Annotated in this window: 21 protein-coding genes; 11 read left to right on the top strand and 10 right to left on the bottom strand. The window is 71.7% G+C overall.

Annotation, left to right across the window (positions count from 1 at the left end; genetic code table 11):
• Positions 1–75: 75 nt before the first annotated feature.
• Both ACWDVB_RS09475 and ACWDVB_RS09470 read right to left on the bottom strand, forming a co-directional pair.
• Positions 76–198, bottom strand: coding sequence for a hypothetical protein (locus ACWDVB_RS09475; RefSeq protein ID WP_365824858.1), 123 nt, complete (start codon positions 196–198; stop codon positions 76–78).
• Between the two features lie 267 nt (positions 199–465).
• Positions 466–912, bottom strand: a complete 447-nt coding sequence (locus ACWDVB_RS09470; protein WP_451514978.1) for a DUF7848 domain-containing protein — start codon at positions 910–912, stop codon at positions 466–468.
• 302 nt (positions 913–1,214) lie between these two features.
• Here ACWDVB_RS09470 and ACWDVB_RS09465 point away from each other — a divergent pair, with 302 nt between their 5' ends.
• Positions 1,215–2,546, top strand: a complete 1,332-nt coding sequence (locus tag ACWDVB_RS09465) for a tetratricopeptide repeat protein (protein WP_451514977.1) — start codon at positions 1,215–1,217, stop codon at positions 2,544–2,546.
• Between the two features lie 382 nt (positions 2,547–2,928).
• Positions 2,929–3,171, top strand: a complete 243-nt coding sequence (locus tag ACWDVB_RS09460; RefSeq protein WP_451514976.1) for a hypothetical protein — start codon at positions 2,929–2,931, stop codon at positions 3,169–3,171.
• 32 nt (positions 3,172–3,203) lie between these two features.
• Here the strand turns inward: ACWDVB_RS09460 and hutH are convergent, their stop codons facing one another.
• From hutH to ACWDVB_RS09435, 5 genes are all read right to left on the bottom strand, one after another.
• Positions 3,204–4,742, bottom strand: a complete 1,539-nt coding sequence (hutH, locus tag ACWDVB_RS09455; RefSeq protein ID WP_451515035.1) for a histidine ammonia-lyase — start codon at positions 4,740–4,742, stop codon at positions 3,204–3,206.
• 473 nt (positions 4,743–5,215) lie between these two features.
• Positions 5,216–6,397 carry a diguanylate cyclase domain-containing protein gene (locus ACWDVB_RS09450; protein ID WP_451514975.1) on the bottom strand — a complete coding sequence of 394 codons (1,182 nt, stop codon included), beginning with the start codon at positions 6,395–6,397 and terminating at the stop codon, positions 5,216–5,218.
• Between the two features lie 66 nt (positions 6,398–6,463).
• Entirely contained in the window at positions 6,464–7,261 is a 798-nt protein-coding gene (locus ACWDVB_RS09445) for an enoyl-CoA hydratase/isomerase family protein (RefSeq protein WP_451514974.1), read from the bottom strand.
• An 83-nt stretch (positions 7,262–7,344) separates the two neighbouring features.
• Entirely contained in the window at positions 7,345–8,505 is a 1,161-nt protein-coding gene (locus tag ACWDVB_RS09440) for an adenylate/guanylate cyclase domain-containing protein (protein WP_451514973.1), read from the bottom strand.
• Between the two features lie 134 nt (positions 8,506–8,639).
• Positions 8,640–9,503, bottom strand: coding sequence for a biotin--[acetyl-CoA-carboxylase] ligase (locus ACWDVB_RS09435; protein WP_451514972.1), 864 nt, complete (start codon positions 9,501–9,503; stop codon positions 8,640–8,642).
• Between the two features lie 124 nt (positions 9,504–9,627).
• Between ACWDVB_RS09435 and ACWDVB_RS09430 the strand changes: the two genes are divergently transcribed.
• The 4 genes from ACWDVB_RS09430 (at position 9,628) to ACWDVB_RS09415 (ending at position 12,315) form a co-directional block, all read left to right on the top strand.
• On the top strand, positions 9,628–11,211 hold the full coding sequence (locus ACWDVB_RS09430) for an acyl-CoA carboxylase subunit beta (RefSeq protein ID WP_451514971.1): 1,584 nt from the start codon (positions 9,628–9,630) through the stop codon (positions 11,209–11,211).
• Between the two features lie 49 nt (positions 11,212–11,260).
• Positions 11,261–11,467 (top strand): acyl-CoA carboxylase epsilon subunit, encoded by a 207-nt coding sequence (locus ACWDVB_RS09425; RefSeq protein WP_451514970.1) that lies wholly within the window; start codon positions 11,261–11,263, stop codon positions 11,465–11,467.
• Positions 11,468–11,539: 72 nt separating this feature from the next.
• Entirely contained in the window at positions 11,540–11,668 is a 129-nt protein-coding gene (gene mmpB, locus ACWDVB_RS09420) for a morphogenic membrane protein MmpB (protein ID WP_451514969.1), read from the top strand.
• 41 nt (positions 11,669–11,709) lie between these two features.
• Positions 11,710–12,315 carry a nucleoside triphosphate pyrophosphatase gene (locus tag ACWDVB_RS09415; protein WP_451514968.1) on the top strand — a complete coding sequence of 202 codons (606 nt, stop codon included), beginning with the start codon at positions 11,710–11,712 and terminating at the stop codon, positions 12,313–12,315.
• On the opposite strand, the gene ACWDVB_RS09410 is transcribed toward ACWDVB_RS09415, so the two are convergent.
• Positions 12,296–12,712 (bottom strand): hypothetical protein, encoded by a 417-nt coding sequence (locus ACWDVB_RS09410; RefSeq protein WP_451514967.1) that lies wholly within the window; start codon positions 12,710–12,712, stop codon positions 12,296–12,298. The genes ACWDVB_RS09415 and ACWDVB_RS09410 overlap by 20 nt on opposite strands.
• Before the next feature lie 391 nt (positions 12,713–13,103).
• Here ACWDVB_RS09410 and ACWDVB_RS09405 point away from each other — a divergent pair, with 391 nt between their 5' ends.
• The gene (locus ACWDVB_RS09405) at positions 13,104–14,879 is read left to right on the top strand and encodes an acetyl/propionyl/methylcrotonyl-CoA carboxylase subunit alpha (RefSeq protein ID WP_451514966.1); all 1,776 of its coding nucleotides are present in this window, start codon (positions 13,104–13,106) and stop codon (positions 14,877–14,879) included.
• 182 nt (positions 14,880–15,061) lie between these two features.
• The gene (locus ACWDVB_RS09400) at positions 15,062–15,625 is read left to right on the top strand and encodes a TetR/AcrR family transcriptional regulator (RefSeq protein ID WP_451515034.1); all 564 of its coding nucleotides are present in this window, start codon (positions 15,062–15,064) and stop codon (positions 15,623–15,625) included.
• Between the two features lie 26 nt (positions 15,626–15,651).
• Here ACWDVB_RS09400 and ACWDVB_RS09395 read toward each other — a convergent pair whose 3' ends face one another.
• Together ACWDVB_RS09395 and ACWDVB_RS09390 are read right to left on the bottom strand one after the other, a co-directional pair.
• Positions 15,652–16,623: a DeoR/GlpR family DNA-binding transcription regulator gene (locus ACWDVB_RS09395; protein WP_451514965.1), complete on the bottom strand. Its 972-nt coding sequence runs from the start codon at positions 16,621–16,623 to the stop codon at positions 15,652–15,654.
• A 176-nt stretch (positions 16,624–16,799) separates the two neighbouring features.
• A complete protein-coding gene (locus ACWDVB_RS09390) occupies positions 16,800–18,248 on the bottom strand; it encodes an NAD(P)H-quinone dehydrogenase (protein WP_451514964.1) in 1,449 nt (482 codons plus the stop codon).
• A gap of 120 nt (positions 18,249–18,368) precedes the next feature.
• On the opposite strand from ACWDVB_RS09390, the gene ACWDVB_RS09385 reads away from it, so the two are divergent.
• From ACWDVB_RS09385 to ACWDVB_RS09375, 3 genes are all read left to right on the top strand, one after another.
• Positions 18,369–18,806, top strand: coding sequence for a gamma-glutamylcyclotransferase (locus ACWDVB_RS09385; protein ID WP_055568517.1), 438 nt, complete (start codon positions 18,369–18,371; stop codon positions 18,804–18,806).
• A 114-nt stretch (positions 18,807–18,920) separates the two neighbouring features.
• Positions 18,921–19,745, top strand: coding sequence for a purine-nucleoside phosphorylase (locus ACWDVB_RS09380; RefSeq protein ID WP_451514963.1), 825 nt, complete (start codon positions 18,921–18,923; stop codon positions 19,743–19,745).
• Positions 19,746–20,243: 498 nt separating this feature from the next.
• Positions 20,244–21,893, top strand: a complete 1,650-nt coding sequence (locus tag ACWDVB_RS09375) for a phospho-sugar mutase (protein WP_451514962.1) — start codon at positions 20,244–20,246, stop codon at positions 21,891–21,893.
• The last annotated feature ends 50 nt before the right edge of the window (positions 21,894–21,943 follow it).

The raw sequence follows: 21,943 nt of genomic DNA, 5'->3' as shown, positions 1-21,943 counted from the left end.
CACGGGATTGCCTCTCTCACGGGCACGGCGGGGCGAGGCCCGGTCAGCCTCGCCCCGCCGCACATCAGGGACGGATCACTTGGTGGAGCAGTGATCGCCGTTGTTGTCGCCGCCGCCGGGCATCTTGTCCATCAATGCGGCGTCCATCGCGGGAACCCCGGTGATCAGGTCTCCGGTGAACAGGTCGTCAACGTTCATGGCGTTGCTCTCCTAGGGTTGAAGCAGACCCCGCGGCGGTTGCTGCGGAGCTGGCCCGTCCGGCTGTCGACCGTCAAAGCAGGCGGCCGGACGGGGGCTTAGCGGTGACAGTGCTGCCGTGGGGGCAGCACTGCCCCTTGGCGAGGCACGCCCCACGGCTCCAGTGCGGGGGCGGGCTTGGACGCGTCGGACTCGCGCGGGGTGTCCTCGTGGTGGTCAACGCACATGGCTTGTCCTCCGTCGGCCTGACACGGGCGTGGTGCCCCGCTACCGGTCGGGGGGTTGGTTGCCCTCGCCAGCCCGATCGGTAGCGGGGAGATCACGGGTCTCGCTGGGCCCGCCCTGCCCTGTGTGCTGCGGCAGTCGATCGGCGGGAAGCGGCCGTGTGGGCGGCACCGCTCGGCGCGCGTTCAGCACGGTGCGGTGGTGCAGCCGATCGACGCACGGCCCGCAGTAATAGAGATCAGCGATGACGTGCCCAGTCGTCTGCGCGGGGCCCATCCACAAGACTCGGGCCTCGCTCCTTCCGCACCAGCCCCAGCAAGACCCGGTGATCCAGTGGTTGCCGTCGTCGGCCTCGGACTCCTTCGACTCCGCCCCGCAAGGCTTGCCGTCCTCGTACTGTGTGAGACACCGGAAGGCGTACGTCGTGGGCGGCGCATCAACATCACGGTGCGGCCTGATGGTCCAGCGCCCCAAGGTTCGGCGCGTCATGACAGCACTCCGCAGCTTCGCGCGTTGGCTGACTCGACCTTGGCCCACAGGTCCGGGTGAGCCTCACTCATCGGCCGATCTGCCTTGGCCGGCTGTCGTACCGCATCCGGGGGTCTCTCGTCGCCGACCCCGGATTCGAGCCGCGTCGCTTCGTCGTCCGTGACCATGCGGATTCCTTGTACCTCGGCGGTGATCTCTCCTGGCTCTAAGCAACCGCACGACTACGCGCGGCGGTACCGTTGGCGCAGAGCGGCGGCTTTAGAGCGTTTAAAGCGCCTACGGGCGCAGGGAGTTGAGCAGCTATGCCGAATGCGCCCCTGCAACGCCTGTTCGCCGAAAGCGGCTGGACACTGAGCCAATGCGCCCGCGCAGTGAACCGGGTTGGGGCGGAAGACGCGACGCCCCTCAAGTACAACGGTTCGGCGGTCCACCACTGGTTAGGCGGGACGACCCCCCGTAGTGCGGCCGTGCGCCGCGTCGTCGTCGAGGCGTTCGCGCGCCGCCTGCGCCGCCCCGTGACCCATGCAGAGGCGGGTTTCCCAGCTCCAGCCGATCAAGAGCAGCGACCGCCGCTTACGGTGGAGGGGCTGATCGAGCTTGGGAGGCAAGACATGGACCCGTCCCGGCGGAGCATTCTTGGGGCCAGTCTCTTCTCTGTCGCGCTCACCATCCCCGGATGGCCGGACGTGATCGGGCGTGCCGAAGCGGTCACGATGGGCCGGACCCAACACATCGGCATGAGTGACGTCGACATGGTCATCGCCATGACCGAGCGCGTTTCTGACTTGGACGACGAGTTCGGCGGTCGCTACGCGCGCCCCATGGCCGCGGCGTTCCTCGTCAACACGGTGGCGCCCGCGCTCCTAGCCGACGGCCCCGAGCACGTACGGGACGCGATGAAATCCGCCGCTTCTGATCTCTGCTACCTGACGGGCTACATGGCCGTGGATGAGGGCTTGCACGGCCTCGCACAGGGCTACTACCTCAAGGCGTTGGAACTGGCCGGAGCCGCCAAGGACCACCTCACCTACTGCACCACGTTGCGAGGCATGAGCGTTCAGGCGGTCGACCTCGGCCACGGACAGACAGCCATGCGCCTCGCCGAGTCAGCCGCGGCAGCATCACCACAAGCGGGCCCCCGGATGCGCGCCTTCCTCGCCGGGCAACAGGCCCATGCGTCCGCGGAGATTGGCGACCGAAACAACGCGCTGCTGTACCTGCGGGAAGCCGAGACAGCCATGGAGAAAGCCGAGTCTCGCGCTACGACATTCGCGTCCTACAACCCGTCATCGCTCCTGTACCACATCGGACAGATCCGGTACGAACTCGGCGACGTGAAGGGGTCGATCGAGTCCCTACAGGAGTCGGACAACCTTCGTCACCACACGTTCCGCCGCAACCGCGTCCGTTTCCTGTCCATCCAGGCTGAGCGCCAACTCGAACTCGGTCACCTCGAAGCGGCGTGCGACACATGGGGCAAGGTCGTGGAGATCTATCCGCATGTGGAATCCGGGCAGTGCGACACACGCGTGAACACGATGTACCGGCGCATCCGGCCGTACCTCAAGAACCATCACGCCCGCGCCCTGTACGAGCGGGCAAGGCTCGTGACCCCCGAACGGCTGCTCGCCTGATGGTAATGCGCCGCAGCCGTCGGGCGGAGTGAAGGGAATCGGCCGGAGTGATCGTCTATGCGGCTGAGCGTGGGGGCGTTTCTTGCGACCAGTGAGTCGGCCGAGCTTGGCGGAATCTTCGGTGTAGACGCGGTTGGCGCAATGTTCTCCGCCGCTTCCTGTCTGCGGCACGGTGCGGCAACTCGTCGACTACGCCCGATGAGGCGCGCAGCGACTGAACGGCAGCTAGCTTGCCTCGCCCCCACCCTGGCGCGTCGAGTCCGCCGGGCGATGACGCCAAGTAGGCGCACCTCGGCAGCGGCGTACAGGTCGCGCGTACGCTCAGCAGCTGGCCGCACCCGGCGCACAGTTTGTCCGCGCCGCCCACGCCGACGGCCCGCCCTTGCGATACCTGTTCGATCCGGAGCGGGAGTCGTTCGCCGAATTCACCGCCGACGGCGAGAGCTGGACCGTCCGCCAAGGCGGCCCCGTGGCTCTGTGGGACGACATCGAACGCTCTCTTGTCGCCTGGCAAGACGCCGGGGGGCCGGACATCGGCGCCATTCGGCTCCGTGTGACCGCCGCATCACACCTGTACTGGATCGACCGGAGCCCCTCGCTACGCTGGGAACACCGGCTTGCCTGAACCACTGGCCCCCGGCCCCCGGCCCCGAGATGTCAGGCCAAGGCCCCCGTCACCCCCTCCACCGTCGCGAGCAGCGCGCCCGAGCGTACGAAGGCGTCGGCCGCCGCCAGGTCCGGGGCGAGGAAGCGGTCCGGGCCGGGGCCCTCGACGCCCGCCTTGCGGATGGCCTCGACGACCGCCTGCGTGGCGGGGGCCGGGGTGAGGCCCTCGCGGAGTTCGACGGCGCGTGTGGCGGCGTACAGCTCGATCGCCACGATGCGGGTCAGGTTGGAGACGGCGGTACGGAGTTTGCGTGCGGCCGACCAGCCCATCGACACGTGGTCCTCCTGCATCGCGGAGGACGGGATCGAGTCGGCGGAGGCCGGGACCGCGAGCCGCTTCATCTCGCTGACCAGGGCCGCCTGCGTGTACTGGGCGATCATCAGGCCGGAGTCGACGCCCGCGTCGTCCGCGAGGAAGGGCGGGAGGCCGTGCGAGCGGTTCTTGTCCAGGAGCCGGTCCGTGCGGCGTTCGGCGATCGAGCCGAGGTCGGCGGCGGCGATCGCGAGGAAGTCGAGGACGTAGCCGACCGGGGCGCCGTGGAAATTGCCGTTCGACTCCACGCGGCCGTCGGGAAGGACCACCGGATTGTCGACCGCGGCCGCCAGCTCGCGCTCGGCGACGGTACGGGCGTGCGCCAGCGTGTCGCGGCCCGCGCCCGCGACCTGCGGAGCGCACCGCACCGAGTACGCGTCCTGGACGCGCGGCGCGTCGTCCTGGTGGTGCCCGGTGAGGCCCGAACCGGCGAGGACGGCGAGCATGTTGGCGGCGGAGGCGGCCTGGCCCGGGTGGGGGCGGATGGCGTGCAGCTCGGGGGCGAGGACCTTGTCCGTGCCGAGGAGCGCTTCGAGGGTCAGGGCCGCGGTGATGTCCGCCGACTTGTAGAGGGTGTCGAGGTCGGCGAGGGCCATCACCAGCATCCCGAGCATGCCGTCGGTGCCGTTGAGGAGGGCCAGGCCCTCCTTCTCGCGCAGCTCCACCGGGGTGATGCCGTGCGCGGTGAGCAGCTCGCCCGCGGGCCGCACCACGCCGTCCGGGCCCTCCGCGTCGCCCTCGCCCATCAGCGTCAGGGCGCAGTGGCTGAGGGGGGCCAGGTCACCGGAGCAGCCGAGCGAGCCGTATTCGTGGACGACCGGCGTGATGCCCGCGTTCAGGACGTCGGCCATCGTCTGAGCGACCTCGGGGCGTACGCCCGTGTGGCCCGAGCAGACCGTCTTCAGGCGCAGGAACATCAGCGCGCGGACCACCTCGCGCTCCACGCTCGGGCCCATGCCGGCCGCGTGCGAGCGGACGATGTTGCGCTGGAGCTGGGCGCGGAGGTCGGGGCCGATGTGGCGGCTGGCCAGGGCGCCGAAGCCGGTCGAGACGCCGTAGACGGGGTCGGGCTTGGCCGCGAGCGCGTCGATGATCTCGCGCGACGCGGCGAGGGCGGTCCGCGCCTCGTCGGTCAGTTCGATCCGCGCGTTCCCGCGCGCGACGGCGATGACGTCCGCCGCGGTCGTCCCGGACGTTCCAAGGGCCACGGTGCCCACGCTGTGCATATCCATATTCAGCAGCGTACGTATTGAATCGCCAGGTGTCACGGGTGGAGGTAGCACCAGCCACTTACCCCGACGTCGCCGGTGGCCGGGCGCACCGCGGGACGTCGTCCCGTGGCGGCGACCCGCCACCCGGAAGCGCCTGCTCCCCGCGCCGCCCGACGCCCCTCTCGCGCGGCCTGCCGCGGCCCCGCGCACGGCGGCATCAGCTGCTGCCTGTCGCGGCCCCGCGCACCGCAGCTTCAGCTCCCTGTCGCGGCCCCGCGCACCCCGGCGTCAGCTCCCTGTCACGGCCCCGCGCACCGCAGCTTCAGCTCCCTGTCACGGCCCCGCGCACCCCGGCGTCAGCTCCCTGTCACGGCCCCGCGCACCCCGGCGTCAGCTCCCTGTCACGGCCCCGCGCACCCCGGCGTCAGCCACGCTTCGCCGCCCGCGGCACACCCCGACCGATCACCGGCATGCCGCCCCTACTCGCCGGAGGCCGGAGGCCGCGTCCCCCGCCCCCGGAAGCGCCGCCGCTCCCCCGGCTCGTCCGTGCGCGGGGGCGAGTCGGCGAGGCGGACCACCGGGTCGTGGCCGCCGGCGGGGCCCTCGCGCCCCGCGACCACCGGCTTCGCCGCGCGCGCGGCCTTCGCGCGGTACTGGGCCGCGTCGGCGAGGCGGAAGAGACGGCGGGCCGAGTGCACCGGGCCGATCGGGTCGCCGGTGGACGCGACCCCGCAGGCGACCCCGTCACCCAGCTCCAACTCGGCGGACCGTACGCACAGTTCATCGGCGACCCGCACCACCTCGTCGGCGGTCGGCCCCACGGACAGCAGGCAGAACTCGTCGCCGCCGAGCCGCGCGGCCAGCGTCCCCGGCAGCATCGCGCCGCAGAGCGAGAGGATCGACCCGAAGCGTTCCAGGAGGCGGTCGCCGACCGCGTGCCCCCGGGTGTCGTTGACCCGCTTGAGGCCGTTCACGTCACAGACGACCAGGCTCACCACGGCCCCGTCGCCACGGTGCCGCTCCACCGCCTCGTCGAGGCGCAGATCCACCGCGCGACGGTTGGCGAGCCCGGTCAGCGCGTCCGTGAAGGCCAGTCGGCGCACCTCCTCCAGACGCTCGGTCTGGGCGATACCGGCGGCGGCCACCGCCGCGAGGACGGTGGCGAAGTCGGCGTCGGACCGGCCGAAGACGGGCGCGCCCACCGGGCGGGCCACATACAGCTCGCCCCAGGCGCGCCCGTGCAGCACGATCGGCGCGACCACGCAGCAGCCCCGGCCGCGCCGGCGCAGCGCCGTGACGCGCTGGTGGCAGTAGCCCGCGAACCGGCCGCCCTCCGGCCCCTCGGCCGTCTCCACCCAGGCGTTGGGCTCACCGCCGCCGACCCAGCGCTCGTGGAGGAACTCGGTGATCTCCGGGAACTGGTGGACGGGGTAGGCCTCCCGCTCGGGGAACTCCTCCTCGCCCTCGGCGCGTTCGCCCGCGTTCACGAGCACCCGCAGCCGGCCCAGGTCCCGCTCCCACACGGAGAGCGCCGCGAAGCTGCCGCTCAGCGCGCGGCAGGCGCCGAGGGCGGCCGCCTGCCAGGACTCACGCGGAGTCTGCGCGGCGGCCATCGCCTGCGCCAGCTCCACCACGGCCCGCAGCCGGACATCCTCACCCATCACTCCAGGCTATGACGTTTACGGCAATGTCGAACTTCGGGGCATGACCGGTGCCGGGCGTGGGCCCTACTCCCCGGGCCACTCCGGCTTCCGCTTCTCGTTGAACGCCGCGACGCCCTCCGCCCGGTCCCCCGAGAACGCCACCGTGCGCCACGCCGCGTCCTCCACCTCAAGGCCCGCGCGCAGGTCGAGGCCGTGCCCCAGCCGCAGCGCGCGCTTGGCGGCGCGCAGACCGACGGGCGAGTTGGCGGCCATGCGGGCGCCCAGCGCGAGCGCTTCCGTACGGGCCTCGCCCTCCCCGACCAGCAGGTCGACGAGCCCCAACTCCCGCGCCTCCGCGGCGTCCACGCGCCGCGCCGAGAAGATCAGCTCGGCGGCGCGGGCGGCGCCGACGCGGCGCGGCAGGAGCTGCGTACCGCCGCCGCCCGGGATGACGCCGACGGACACCTCGGGGAGCCCGACGACGGCGGTCGGGTCGGCGACGATCACGTCGCAGGAGAGCGCGAGCTCGAACCCGCCGCCGAGCGCGAAGCCGCGCACGGCGGCGACGGTGGGCACGGGCAGCTCCAGTACGCCGGTGTAGCAGGCTCGCGAGGTGGGCCGCTGCCGCAGCAACTCGGCGTCGCTGAGGGAGTTGCGCTCCTTCAGGTCGGCGCCGACACAGAACGCCCGGTCGTGGGTGGACGTCACGACGACGACGCGAGCGTCACGGTCCTCGGAGAGGGCGGCGCAGGCGGCGGCGATGGAGCGGGCCATCTCCGAGGAGACGGCGTTCATGGCCTTCGGGCGGTCCAGGACCAGCTCGACGACATGGCCGTGCCGCCTGACCGCCACATGCTCCCCGTACCGCTGCTCGTCACCCATGACCGACGCCTCCTCCGGTTAACGACCGTTACCCCGGGATCATGTCAGCCGGGCCCGGCCCCGGGAAGAGCCCGAGGGGGCACTCACGTACGGCGGGCCAGGAGCCACGGCTCGACGACGCCGAGGCCGCGCACGGGCCGCTGCCACATCGGCTGGAGGGCGAACCGGTACGAAGGCGGCTCCTCGCCCTCCTTCTCGGCCGTGGCGGCCGCCTCCGCGGCCTCCGCCTCCGAGGCGGGCGCGTCACCCGTGCGCGTCAGCTCCTCGGCGAACGCCCCGTCGACCAGGACCGCGTCCCGGGGCGCTATCGACGTGAGCCGGGACGCGAGGTTCACCGTCGTACCGAAGACGTCGCCCATGCGCGTCGTCACGGTCCCGAAGGCGATGCCGACGCGCAGCTCCGGCATGGTCTCGTCGTTGGCCATGGTCTCGATGAGCCGCAGCGAGATCTCCGCGGCGATGCCCGCGTCGTCGGCGGCGTACAGGACCTCGTCGCCGAGCGTCTTGATGAGCCGCCCGCCGTGCGCGGCCACCAGGTCCGCGGCGGTGGTCTCGAAGGCCTCGACGAGCTCGCCCAGCTCCTCTTCCTCCATACGACGGGTCAGCCGCGTGAACCCGACCAGGTCCGCGAAGCCGACGGCCAGCCGCCGGTCGACCATCTCCTCGTCGTCGGCGGCCTGCACGACGCGCCCCGTGGCGGCGGCGAGCTGGCGGCGCCACACATAGACGAGGAACTCCTCCAGCTCGGGAAGGAGCAGCTCGACCAGGGGGTACGTGACTTCCGTACGGGTCATGCCCGGCTCGGGCGGCTCGGTCAGCCCCTCAAGGAACGAGTCGATCTGCCACTCGGCGAGCCGGGCGGTGGTCTGCCCCGTCGACCGGGCCACCTGCACCGCCATGGCCTCGCTCAGCAGCCCCGCCTCCACCAGACCGGCGAGCCGCCGCAGGGCGAGGACGTCGGCCTCCGTCAGCGCCTTGGCCTGGCCGATGTCCGGGAAGCCCATGGCCCGCCAGAAGCGGGACGCCAGCTCCATCGAGACGCCCGCGCTGCGCGCCGCCTGGAAGGGGGTGTAGCGACGGTCCGCGCCGAGGATGAGCTGTTCGAGCTGGAGGGCGAGGGGGTTCTTCGCGGACTCGCCGTCCGCCTTCTCGTCCTCCACTTCGGGGATCGCGGAGGCGGCGTCCGTCCCGGCCTCGGGACCGCGCTGTGCGCCCGCGCCGGAGCCCGTGTCGTCGACGGTCACGCCTGCTGCCCTTCCGATCTGCCGCGGTCAGGTATCGACCGGCGCCAACTTTACGGCAGGTGTGCCGCAGCTCACTCCCGACTCCCCGTGACCCGTCACGAGGGGGCCCGCGGAGGCCCGCGGGGGTCGCCCCCTTACGGGGCCGCCGCCCGCAGATGCACGATGTCCCCCGCGCCCACCGGCTCCTGCACCCCCTCCGCCGTGGCGAGGACCAGACGGCCGTCGCCGTCCACGGCCACCGCCTCGCCCACGATCGCGCGGTCGCCCGGCAGCTCCGCCCGCACCCGGCGCCCCAGCGTCGCGCAGCCCGCCGCGTACGCCTCCTGGAGCCGGGAGACGCCCGGGTCCCCGTCCGCCGCCCGCCACACTCCGTACCACTGCTCAAGAGAGCGCAGTACGGCCCGCAGCAGCGGGTCCCGGTCCGTGGTCGAGGCCCCGGCGAGCGCGAGCGACCCGGCCGTGGGCACCGGCAGCTCTTCCGCACGCAGCGTCACATTGAGCCCGATGCCGATGACGACGCCCCCGGCGGCTCCCCCGGCGCGCTCCGCGAGGATGCCGCCCGCCTTGCGCTCCTCCTCACCGACAGTCACCAAGAGATCGTTGGGCCACTTGAGTGCCGTGTCCACGCCGGCCACCCGGGAGAGCCCCGTGGCGACGGCGACGCCGGTGAGCAGCGGCAGCCAGCCCCACCGGTCGACCGGCACCTCGGCGGGCTTGAGCAGCACGGAGAAGAAGAGCCCGGAGCGGGCAGGCGCCGACCACTGCCGGTCGAGCCGCCCGCGCCCCGCGCTCTGCTCCTCGGCGACGAGCACCGCGCCCTCGGGCAGCTCGTCGGCCCGCGCCGCGAGGTCGGTGTTGGTGGACCCGGTGACGGGCACCACGTCCAGGGAGGACCACAGGCCGCCCTCCCGCAGCAGGGTCCGCCGCAGGGAGGCGGCGTTCAGGGGCGGCCGACCGAGGTCGGACCAGCGGTTGTCTTCAGCATCCGGCGGCGTCATGCAAGCCACCCTAGGTGTGGTAAACGCCGCACTGCCGAACGGTATCCGCGCCGATACGCTACGGGTCAGTAGCCAGCCGTAAGCCGCCATACGCACCTTTGAGCAGGCAGGGAGCCGCATCCCTATGTCCGAGATCGACATCCATACGACCGCCGGAAAGCTCGCGGACCTCCAGCGCCGCATCGAGGAGGCGACGCACGCGGGATCGGCCCGCGCGGTGGAGAAGCAGCACGCCAAGGGGAAATTGACGGCGCGTGAGCGGGTCGAGCTGCTGCTCGACGAGGGCTCCTTCGTCGAGTTCGACGAGTTCGCCCAGCACCGCTCGACCCAGTTCGGCCTGGAGAAGAACAGGCCGTACGGCGACGGCGTGGTGACCGGTTACGGCACCGTCGACAGCCGCCCCGTGGCGGTGTTCTCGCAGGACTTCACGGTCTTCGGCGGCGCGCTCGGCGAGGTCTTCGGCCAGAAGATCGTCAAGGTCATGGACTTCGCGCTGAAGACCGGCTGCCCGGTCATCGGCATCAACGACTCCGGCGGCGCCCGCATCCAGGAGGGCGTGATGGCCCTCGGCATGTACGGCGAGATCTTCCGCCGCAACACCCACGCCTCCGGTGTGATCCCGCAGATCAGCCTCGTCGTCGGCCCGTGCGCGGGCGGCGCGGTGTACTCCCCCGCCATCACCGACTTCACGGTGATGGTCGACCAGACCTCGCACATGTTCATCACCGGGCCCGACGTCATCAAGACGGTCACCGGCGAGGACGTCGGCTTCGAGGAGCTCGGCGGCGCCCGCACCCACAACGCGACGTCGGGCGTGGCGCACCACATGGCGGGCGACGAGAAGGACGCCATCGAGTACGTCAAGTCCCTCCTGTCGTACCTGCCGTCGAACAACCTCAGTGAGCCGCCCGCCTTCCCCGAGGAGGCGGACCTGGACCTCACGGACGAGGACCGCGCCCTCGACACGCTGATCCCGGACAGCGCGAACCAGCCCTACGACATGCACGGCGTGCTCGAACACGTCCTCGACGACAGCGAGTTCTTCGAGACGCAGCCGCTGTTCGCGCCGAACATCCTCACCGGCTTCGGCCGTGTCGAGGGCCGCCCGGTGGGCATCGTCGCCAACCAGCCGATGCAGTTCGCCGGCTGTCTGGACATCGACGCCTCCGAGAAGGCCGCGCGCTTCGTACGCACCTGTGACGCCTTCAACGTGCCGGTCCTGACCTTCGTGGACGTGCCGGGCTTCCTGCCGGGCGTCGAGCAGGAGCACACGGGCATCATCCGCCGCGGCGCGAAGCTCATCTACGCCTACGCCGAGGCGACGGTCCCGCTCATCACGATCATCACGCGCAAGGCCTTCGGCGGCGCGTACGACGTCATGGGCTCCAAGCACCTGGGCGCCGACCTGAACCTCGCCTGGCCGACCGCGCAGATCGCGGTGATGGGCGCGCAGGGCGCGGTCAACGTCCTGCACCGCCGCACCATCGCCGCGGCCGGCGACGAGAGGGCCCAGGAGGCGACGCGGGCGCAGCTGATCCAGGAGTACGAGGACGCGCTGCTCAACCCGTACACCGCGGCCGAGCGCGGCTACGTCGACGCCGTGATCATGCCGTCGGAGACGCGGTCGCACCTCGTGCGCGGGCTGCGTCAGCTGCGTACGAAGCGGGAATCCCTCCCTCCGAAGAAGCACGGCAACATCCCCCTCTAGCCACCTCAATCCCCCAGTCCCCCAGTCCCCTAGTCCCCAGGGAGCGGTCATGATCAAGGTCGTACGGGGCAACCCGACCCCGGAGGAGCTGGCCGCCGCACTGGCGGTGGTCCAGGCGCGCGCCGCGGCGGTGGCGAACCAGCCGTCCGGCGCGCTCGCGCCGCCCGACGCGTGGGCCGACCCCGCGCGAGTGGCCCGCCACCGGCTGCCGGCGCCCGGTCCCACGACGTGGGGCCGCACGTACTGGCCCGCGTAGCCGCCCCGGGCCGGGGAACTTGAGTACGCGTACTCAGGCGTTCCCGGCCCGCCCGGCCGCAGGATCGGAGCCATGCTGTGGTCGGACCCGGAGAACAACCCGCCCAAGGACATGCGGGACATGCAGGCGAAGATGCGCCGTGCCGGTCTCGTCCTCGCCCTGGCCATGGTGGTGGCGATGCTCGTGCTCGGCATCCACTGAGCCGCGGGCGCGTGGCGCCGGGCGCTCGCTAGGCTGGCCGCATGAGTGATCAGCCACGCCGTCTCGTGCTCGCCTCGCAGTCCCCCGCCCGTCTCGGCCTGCTCCGGCAGGCGGGTCTCGCCCCCGAGGTGATCGTCAGCGGCGTCGACGAGGACAAGGTCTCGGCGCCGACCCCCGCCGAGCTGGCCCTCGCCCTGGCCGAGGCCAAGGCCTCCGTGGTCGCCGCGCGGCCCGAGGCCAAGGGCGCCCTGGTCATCGGCTGCGACTCGGTCCTGGAGCTGGACGGCCGGGCGCTGGGCAAGCCCGCCGACGCCGAGGAGGCGACCGCCCGCTGGAAGTCCATGCGCGGCCGCGCGGGCGTCCTGCAGACGGGCCACTGCGTCTACGACACCGCCTCCGGAAAGTACGCGTCGGCGACGGCGTCGACCGTGGTCCGCTTCGGCGAGCCCTCCGACGAGGAGATCGCCGCGTACGTCGCGAGCGGCGAACCGCTGCACGTGGCGGGGGCGTTCACGCTGGACGGCCGCTCCGCGCCGTTCATCGACGGCATCGAGGGCGACCACGGCAACGTCATCGGCCTCTCCCTGCCGCTGCTGCGCCGCCTGCTCGGACAACTGGACGTGGGCATCACGCAGTTGTGGGCGTAGTCCGGGCCGCCCTGTCGTACGCCACGAGCGGCAGGACGACCAGGCCGAGTACGACCATCATGAACGCGAACGCGGGCCAGCCCACCAGGCCGACGCAGAAAGCGCCGAGTACCCCGTGCACGACGGCGCAGCTGATCAGCAGCAGGCGCCCGAAGCGGCCGGGTGCGCGGTCACGGGCGCCGGTGAGGGCCAGGATGACGCCGCACAGCGCGAGATAGCCGCCGAAGAGGAGCCCGGCGATCCAGGTCGACACGGTCATCGCGTGCGGGTCGAGGCCGGCCAGGGACATGTCCTGCTTGTCGACGACGAGGCCGAGGAACCAGTTGAGGAGCGCGATGCCGAACGCTTCCGCGAGGAGAACGATCGCGCCCAGCCAGGCCACAGGTCTGCGCGCCACGGCGCCCACCCTCTTTCCGTTCCGCTGCTGTTACCCCTAGTACGGTCGAGCCATCGCGAAGGCTACATGGGGGCACCCCCTGCTCGTTCAGAGCTTGGGGGACGGTAAACCACGGGACAACGGCCCTGCCGAAGGCAAAGAATCATTGGGCCATTCGTAGGGACTCGACAAAGAATGCCCCTCCGCCGCAGCGCTGCCTCACAGAGACCTTGGCCACACCGGCGGGCTAGGCTGCCGGGCAGGGACCTTGCGTACCGTGGTGCGACAAGGGTTTTCGCGGACCGAGCGGGCCTCGCATCACACTCCGTGTGGGCAAGCTCACCCTCGGGGACGGGTCGTAAGGCCGTGTCGGCAGTCCCTAAACTCGGCTTGTTTCAAGGAGGGAGCCATCGTGCGCAAGGTGCTCATCGCCAACCGTGGCGAAATCGCTGTCCGCGTTGCTCGGGCATGCCGGGATGCAGGGATCGCGAGCGTAGCCGTCTACGCAGACCCCGACCGGGACGCTCTGCACGTCCGGGCGGCCGATGAGGCGTTCGCGCTGGGCGGTGACACTCCGGCCACCAGCTACCTGGACATCTCCAAGGTGCTGGCGGCGGCCAAGGATTCAGGGGCGGACGCGATCCACCCCGGTTACGGCTTCCTTTCGGAGAACGCCGACTTCGCGCAGGCCGTCATCGACGCGGACCTGATCTGGATCGGCCCGCCGCCGCAGGCCATCCGTGACCTCGGCGACAAGGTCGCCGCGCGGCACATCGCGCAGCGCGCCGGTGCCCCGCTGGTCGCGGGCACACCCGACCCGGTCTCCGGTGCCGAGGAGGTCGTCGCCTTCGCCGAGGCCAACGGCCTGCCGATCGCCATCAAGGCGGCGTTCGGCGGTGGCGGGCGCGGCCTCAAGGTCGCCCGCACCCTCGAAGAGGTCCCGGAGCTGTACGACTCCGCGGTGCGCGAGGCCGTGGCGGCCTTCGGCCGCGGTGAGTGCTTCGTGGAGCGCTACCTCGACAAGCCGCGGCACGTGGAGACCCAGTGCCTGGCCGACAAGCACGGCAACGTGGTGGTCGTCTCCACCCGTGACTGCTCGCTGCAGCGCCGCCACCAGAAGCTGGTGGAGGAGGCCCCGGCGCCGTTCCTGTCCGACGCCCAGGTCGCGGAGTTGTACGCCTCGTCCAAGGCGATCCTGAAGGAGGCCGGCTACGTCGGCGCGGGCACCGTGGAGTTCCTCGTCGGCGTGGACGGGACCATCTCCTTCCTGGAGGTCAACACCCGCCTCCAGGTGGAGCACCCGGTCACCGAGGAGGTCGCCGGCATCGACCTGGTCCGCGAGATGTTCCGCATCGCCGACGGCGAGGAACTGGGCTACGACGATCCGGAACTGCGCGGCCACTCCTTCGAGTTCCGCATCAACGGCGAGGACCCGGGCCGCAACTTCCTGCCCGCGCCCGGCACAGTGACGAAGTTCGAGGCTCCCTCCGGTCCCGGTGTCCGCCTGGACGCGGGCGTCGAGTCCGGCGCGGTCATCGGCCCGGCCTGGGACTCGCTCCTGGCCAAGCTGATCGTGACCGGGGCGACGCGCGAGCAGGCGCTCCAGCGTGCCGCGCGGGCTCTGGCGGAGTTCAACGTGGAGGGCATGGCCACCGCCATCCCGTTCCACCGCGCCGTCGTCAAGGACCCGGCGTTCGCGCCCGAACTGACCGGCTCCAGCGACCCGTTCACGGTCCACACGCGGTGGATCGAGACGGAGTTCGTCAACGCCATCCCGGCCTTCGCCGCGCCCGCCGCGGACGCCGAGGCCGACGAGGAGCCGGGCCGCGAGACGGTCGTCGTCGAGGTCGGCGGCAAGCGTCTTGAGGTCTCGCTGCCGTCCTCCCTGGGCATGACGATCGCGCGCACGGCGGCGGCGGGCGGCGCCCGCCCCAAGCGCCGCGCGGCGAAGAAGTCCGGCCCGGCCGCTTCGGGTGACACCCTCGCCTCGCCCATGCAGGGCACGATCGTCAAGGTCGCGGTCGAGGAGGGCCAGGAGGTCAACGAGGGCGACCTCGTCGTCGTCCTGGAGGCCATGAAGATGGAACAGCCCCTGAACGCGCACCGCTCGGGCACGATCAAGGGCCTCACGGCGGAGGTGGGCGCGAGCCTGACCTCCGGTGCGGTGATCTGCGAGATCAAGGACTGATCCGGGGCTCCGCCCCGGACTTCGCTCCTCGAACGCCGGTCGGGTACACCGAGCCCGTCCGGCGTTCGAGGACGAACGCGGCGAAGCCGGTGACTGCCGGGAAGAGGCGTACGTTCACGAAGGGCGCGGGCATGACGACCGGCACGGACCCCCAGGCCAGAGCACAGCCCTCCGCGCGCGCCATGCGGGCCGACGCACGCCGGAACTACGACCGGCTGCTCGCGGAGGCCCGCGCCGCCTTCGCCGAGCACGGCACGGGCACGTCCCTGGAGGACGTGGCGCGCCGCGCGGGCGTCGGCATCGGCACGCTCTACCGGCACTTCCCCAACCGGCACGCGCTGATGAGCGCGGTCTGGGAGGACGCGGTGAGCGATCTCCTCGCACGCTCGCGCGCACTGCTCGACGACCCGCAGCCCTGTTCGGCGCTGGTGACGTGGCTGCGCGCCATCGTCACCCACGCCGGTGAGTACCGCGGCCTCTCCAGCGCGCTCATGTCGGCGTCGCACGACGACAGTTCGGACTTGGCGCGGTGCAGCAAGCCCATGCGCGAGGCGGGCGCGGCGCTGCTCGCCCGCGCGCAGGAGGCGGGGGCCGTGCGGCCCGACGTCTCCATCTCCGACCTGCTGCAGCTGACCAACGCGATCTCGCTGGCGGCCGAAGAGACACCGGACGACCCGGAGCTGGCCGACCGCCTGCTCACGCTGACCCTGCGGGGCCTGAAGGCCGACGGACGGACAGCGGCGTAAGACCCCTGCCGCCCCGTCCGGCGGCCTCAGCGGCGGCGCAGGTCCGCGACGCGTGCGGTCCGCTCCCCCGGCGGCTGCTCCCCGAGGAGCGCGCTGCGCAGCTGCTGGCCCGGACCCGCCCCGTGGTTGCGACGCTGACCCGGCAGGGGCACGTCCCGGCGCGGCTGGCGCCCCGTCGGAACGGAGTCGACACCGGGTCCGGCGCTAGGGCCGGCGGAGCCGCCCGTCACCGCGATCTGCACGCCCTGGTCGGCCAGGGCCTGCAGTTCCGTGGCCGCGCGGTCGTCGTGCGCCGGCGGCTCGTCCGTGACCAGGCGGGTGATGACGTCCGTCGGCACCGTCTGGAACATGGTGTCGGTGCCGAGCTTGGTGTGGTCGGCGAGGACCACGACCTCGGCCGCCGCCTGCACCAGCGCGCGGTCCACGCTCGCGGAGAGCATGTTGGACGTGGAGAGGCCGCGCTCGGCGGTCAGACCACTGCCCGACAGGAACGCGCGCGACACCCGCAGCCCTTGCAGGGACTGCTCGGCCCCGCTGCCCACGAGGGCGTAGTTGGAACCGCGCAGGGTGCCGCCGGTCATGACGACTTCCACCCGGTTGGCGTGGGCCAATGCCTGTGCCACCAGCAGGGAATTGGTGACGACGGTCAGACCGGGTACCCGCGCGAGCCGTCGGGCCAGCTCCTGCGTGGTCGTACCCGCCCCGACGACGATGGCTTCGCCTTCTTCGACGAGACCCGCCGCGAGATCGGCGATGGCCGTCTTCTCGGCGGTCGCGAGATGTGATTTCTGCGGAAAGCCGGACTCCCGCGTGAATCCGCCCGGCAATACCGCACCGCCATGTCTGCGGTCGAGGAGTCCTTCTGCCTCCAGCGCGCGCACGTCCCGCCGTACGGTCACTTCGGAGGTCTGGACGACGCGGGCGAGCTCACGGAGCGATACCGCTCCGTTGGCCCGCACCATTTCGAGGATCAATTGGCGACGTTCTGCAGCGAACACGAAACTGACAGTAACCCCAACGACCGTCTGCTTTCAGCAGTTTGCGCCGAATTACAGAAGTTGTTCGCACGGCAGGGGCGGGAGTGGTATAGATGCGTATCCGCACCGCCTATGCCGCGCAAATGGGTGACAACAGTGCGTGACCTGCGAAGTGTTGATTCAGGCCGCCGCCCCGATCAGCCCTCGCCCGCCGTCTTCCGGGTGTGGAGTTGGCGCGCCACCTCGGCGATCGACCCCGAAAGGGACGGGTAGACGGTGAACGCATTCGCGATCTGCTCGACCGTCAGATTGTTGTCGACCGCGATCGAGATGGGGTGGATCAGTTCCGAGGCACGCGGTGCGACGACCACGCCGCCGACCACGATGCCCGTACCCGGACGGCAGAAGATCTTGACGAAGCCGTCGCGGATGCCCTGCATCTTCGCGCGGGGATTGCGCAGCAGCGGCAGCTTCACCACGCGCGCGTCGATCTTGCCCCCGTCGACGTCGGCCTGGCTGTAGCCGACGGTCGCGATCTCCGGGTCCGTGAAGACGTTCGCCGACACGGTCTTCAGGTTCAGCGGCGTCACGGCGTCGCCCAGGAAGTGGTACATCGCGATGCGCCCCTGCATGGCGGCGACGGAGGCGAGCGCGAAGACGCCGGTGACGTCACCGGCGGCGTACACACCCGGAGCGGACGTCCTGGACACCTTGTCGGTCCAGATGTGCCCGGAGTCCTTGAGCTTGACCCCGGCCTCCTCCAGGCCCATGCCGCTGCTGTTCGGGATGGCGCCGACGGCCATCAGGCAGTGCGTACCGGAGATGACGCGCCCGTCGGCGAGAGTGACCTCGACACGGTCGCCCACGCGCTTGGCGGAGGCGGCGCGGGAGCGGGACATGACGTTCATACCGCGCCGCCGGAAGACGTCTTCCAGGACGGCGGCGGCGTCCGGGTCCTCACCGGGCAGCACGCGGTCACGGCTGGACACGAGGGTCACGTTCGAACCGAGCGCCTGATAGGCACCGGCGAACTCGGCGCCCGTGACACCCGAGCCGACCACGATGAGGTCCTCGGGCAGCTCGTCGAGGTCGTACACCTGGGTCCAGTTGAGGATGCGCTCGCCGTCGGGCAGGGCGTCCGGGACCTCGCGCGGGTGGCCACCGGTGGCGATGAGCACGGCGTCCGCGACGAGGGTCTCCTCGCTGCCGTCGGCGGCCCGCACCACGACCTTCCGCGAGCCGTCGATGTCCTGCTGGCCCTCCAGACGGCCCCGGCCGCGCAGCACGCGCGCGCCCGCACGCGTGACGGACGCGGTGATGTCGTGGGACTGCGCGAGCGCGAGGCGCTTCACACGGCGGTTGACCTTGCCCAGGTCCACGCCGACCACGCGCGCGGGGCTGTCGATGTGCGGGGTGTCGTCCGCGACGATGATCCCCAGCTCCTCGTACGAGGAGTCGAAGGTGGTCATCACCTCGGCCGTGGCGATCAGAGTCTTCGACGGCACGCAGTCGGTCAGCACCGACGCCCCGCCCAGACCGTCGCAGTCGACGACGGTCACCTCCGCGCCGAGCTGGGCGGCCACCAGGGCCGCCTCGTATCCGCCGGGTCCGCCGCCAATGATCACGATCCGAGTCACGTACTCCATTGTCCCGCACGCTTCGAGGTCCGGACGCGCCGGGGCCCACCGTCCGTGCGAGCGCCCCCGTCCGGGCAGTCCTCCCGTCACAGGACCTGCGTCCTTGATTGCTGCCGTACCCTCGACGTCATGTCGCTCTACGCCGCGTACGCCGGCAATCTGGATCCGCGGCTCATGTCACGCCGCGCCCCGCACTCACCGCTGCGCGCGACCGGCTGGCTGACCGGCTGGCGGCTCACCTTCGGCGGGGAGCACATGGGGTGGGAGGGCGCCCTCGCGACGCTCGTCGAGGCGCCACGCTCCCAGGTCTTCGTCACGCTCTACGACATCGCCCCCATGGACGAGGACTCCATGGACCGGTGGGAGGGCGTGGGCCTGGACATCTACCGGCGCATGCGGGTCCGCGTGGACACCCTGGAGGGTGAGGAGCCCGCATGGGTGTACGTCCTCAACGGGTACGAGGGTGGCCTTCCGTCCGCGCGTTATCTGGGCGAGCTGGCGGACGCGGCGGAGTCGGCGGGCGCGCCGCACGACTACGTGATGGAACTCCGCAAAAGGCCCTGCTAGCAGTCTCCGAGCGCCTCCTCACCGTTCTCTCGTCGGAAACGACAAGACAACAATCAGAATCCCGTGAGCATCGTCATCTACGCGCGTAGGCCGCGACCGGCTACTCTCGTCCGCGTGAACGCTTCAGTTATTCCGGACGACATCCAGGGCGACCCGTACGCCGCCGCCGACGCCGCCGCCGCGCGCCTGCGTGAGCTGACGGGCGCCGAGACCCATGACGTCGCCCTCGTGATGGGCTCCGGCTGGGCACCGGCCGTCGACGCGCTGGGCGAGCCCGACGCGGACTTCGCCGTCACCGAGCTGCCCGGCTTCCCGCCCCCGGCGGTCGAGGGGCACGGCGGCCGCATCCGCTCCTTCCAGATCGGCGACAAGCGCGTGCTGGTCTTCCTGGGCCGCACCCACTACTACGAAGGCCGTGGCGTGGCCGCCGTCTCGCACGGCGTCCGCACCGCCGTGGCCGCCGGCTGCAAGACGATCGTGCTGACCAACGGCTGCGGCGGTCTGCGCGAGGGCATGCGTCCCGGACAGCCGGTGCTGATCAGCGACCACCTCAACCTCACGGCGACGTCGCCGATCGTCGGCGCGAACTTCGTGGACCTCACGGACCTCTACTCCCCGCGCCTGCGCACCCTCTGCAAGGAGATCGACCCCTCCCTCGAAGAGGGCGTCTACGCGCAGTTCCCCGGCCCGCACTACGAGACGCCGGCGGAGATCCGCATGGCCCGCACGATCGGTGCGGACCTGGTGGGCATGTCCACCGTCCTCGAGGCGATCGCCGCGCGCGAGGCGGGTGCGGAGGTGCTCGGCATCTCCCTGGTCACGAACCTTGCCGCGGGCATGACGGGCGAGCCGCTGAACCACGAGGAAGTCCTCCAGGCGGGCCGCGACAGCGCTACGCGCATGGGCGAGCTGCTGGGCAAGGTCCTCAACCGGATCTGACGGGCTCTGACGGGGGCGTCTCGGACCGCCCTCCTCCAGCACCCCGCGTCCCGCCCAGGCTCTCCGGCGCTCCGCGCCGGGTCTCCCACCCACCCGTTTGCCCCGCGTCGACGGGTGGGGGTAGGAACTCGGGGTAGACCCGGGACTCGGGGTAGACCCGAGTCTGGGGACCCCCCGTCCCGCCCCCCGTCCCGCCCCCCCCCGTCCCGCCCCACCGACCCGCGGCCCGGATCGAGACGCGAGGGGACGTGCCGGTATGTCCGCCCGGAGCACGCGCCTACAGCCCAGGGCGCCGAAGCAGAAGGACGCCGAGGCCAAGATAGCGAGGACGGACATACCGGCGCGGCCCCGCCCCAAGAACAACCGGGGGTATGCATACCCCGGGCACCTGACCCCCCGGGCACCTGACCCTCGGGCAACCGACCCCCCGACCCCCCGGCCCCGGGCCAGACGCAGCAAACCAGCTAAAGCGACGCCGCAACGAGAGGCTGACGACACGTGCAGGACAACTCCGAACTCATCGCGCGAGCCCAGTCCTGGCTGGCCGAGGACCCGGACCCCGAGACCCGCGAAGAGCTGGCGAAGCTCATCGACGCCGAGGACACCGCCGAGCTGACCGCACGTTTCGCCGGCACGCTCCAGTTCGGCACCGCGGGCCTCCGCGGCGAGCTGGGCGCGGGCCCCATGCGGATGAACCGCTCCGTGGTCATCCGCGCGGCGGCCGGCCTCGCCGCGTACCTCAAGGCCAAGGGCGAGACCGACGGCCTCGTGGTAGTGGGCTACGACGCCCGCCACAAGTCCGCCGACTTCGCCCGCGACACCGCCGCCGTGATGACCGGCGCCGGGCTCCGCGCGGCCGTCCTGCCCCGCCCCCTGCCCACCCCCGTGCTCGCCTTCGCCATAAGGCACCTGGGCGCGGTCGCGGGCGTAGAGGTGACGGCCAGCCACAACCCCCCGCGCGACAACGGCTACAAGGTCTACCTCGGCGACGGCTCCCAGATCGTCCCGCCCGCGGACGCGGAGATCGCAGCCGAGATCGACGCGATCACGTCGCTCCACGACGTCCCCCGCCCCGACTCCGGCTGGGAGACCCTCACGGACGACGTCCTGGGGGCCTATCTGGCCCGTACGGACGCCGTCCTGTCCCCCGGCTCCCCCCGCACCGCCCGCGCCGTCTACACGGCGATGCACGGCGTCGGCAAGGACACCCTCCTCGCGGCGTTCGCCCGCGCCGGTTTCCCCGCCCCGGTCCTCGTCGCCGAGCAGGCCGAGCCGGACCCGGACTTCCCGACGGTCGCGTTCCCGAACCCGGAGGAGCCGGGCGCGATGGACCTGGCCTTCGCGACGGCGGCGCGCACCACCCCCGCCCCGGACCTGATCATCGCCAACGACCCGGACGCGGACCGCTGCGCCGCGGCGGTCAGGGACGGTGACGACGCGGACTGGCGGATGCTCCGGGGCGACGAGGTCGGGGCCCTGCTCGCCGCGCACCTGGTGAAGCGCGGCGCCCGCGGCACGTTCGCCGAGTCGATCGTCTCCTCGTCCCTCCTCGGCCGGATCGCCGAGAAGGCGGGTCTTCCGTACGAGGAGACGCTCACCGGCTTCAAGTGGATCGCCCGCGTCGACGGCCTGCGCTACGGCTACGAGGAGGCGCTCGGCTACTGCGTCGACCCCGAGGGCGTACGCGACAAGGACGGCATCACGGCCGCGCTCCTCCTGACCGAACTCGCGTCCGAGCTCAAGGAAGAGAACCGCACCTTCCTGGACCTCCTCGACGACCTCGCCCTGGAACACGGCCTGCACGCCACCGACCAGCTGTCGGTCCGCGTGGAGGACCTGTCCCTGATCGCGGACGCGATGCGCCGCCTGCGTGAGCAGCCGCCGACGGAGCTGGCGGGCCTGCCCGTGACGAAGGCGGAGGACCTGACGCGCGGCACGGACACGCTGCCGCCGACGGACGGCCTGCGCTACACGCTGGACGGCGCCCGCGTCATCGTGCGCCCCAGCGGCACGGAGCCGAAGCTCAAGTGCTACCTCGAAGTGGTGGTTCCGCTGTCGTCGAAGCCGGAACTCCCGGCGGCGCGCGCCAGGGCGACGGAGCTCCTCGCCGCGATCAAGCGGGACCTGTCCGCGGCAGCGGGCATCTGAGCCGCGCGAAAGCCCTGCCCAACAGGCATCGACCAAGGCACGACGGGCCA

This window comes from Streptomyces sp. NPDC003379, assembly GCF_053589195.1.
Note: the sequence above shows the minus strand (reverse complement) of the source record. Positions and strands in the feature narration are given on the sequence as shown.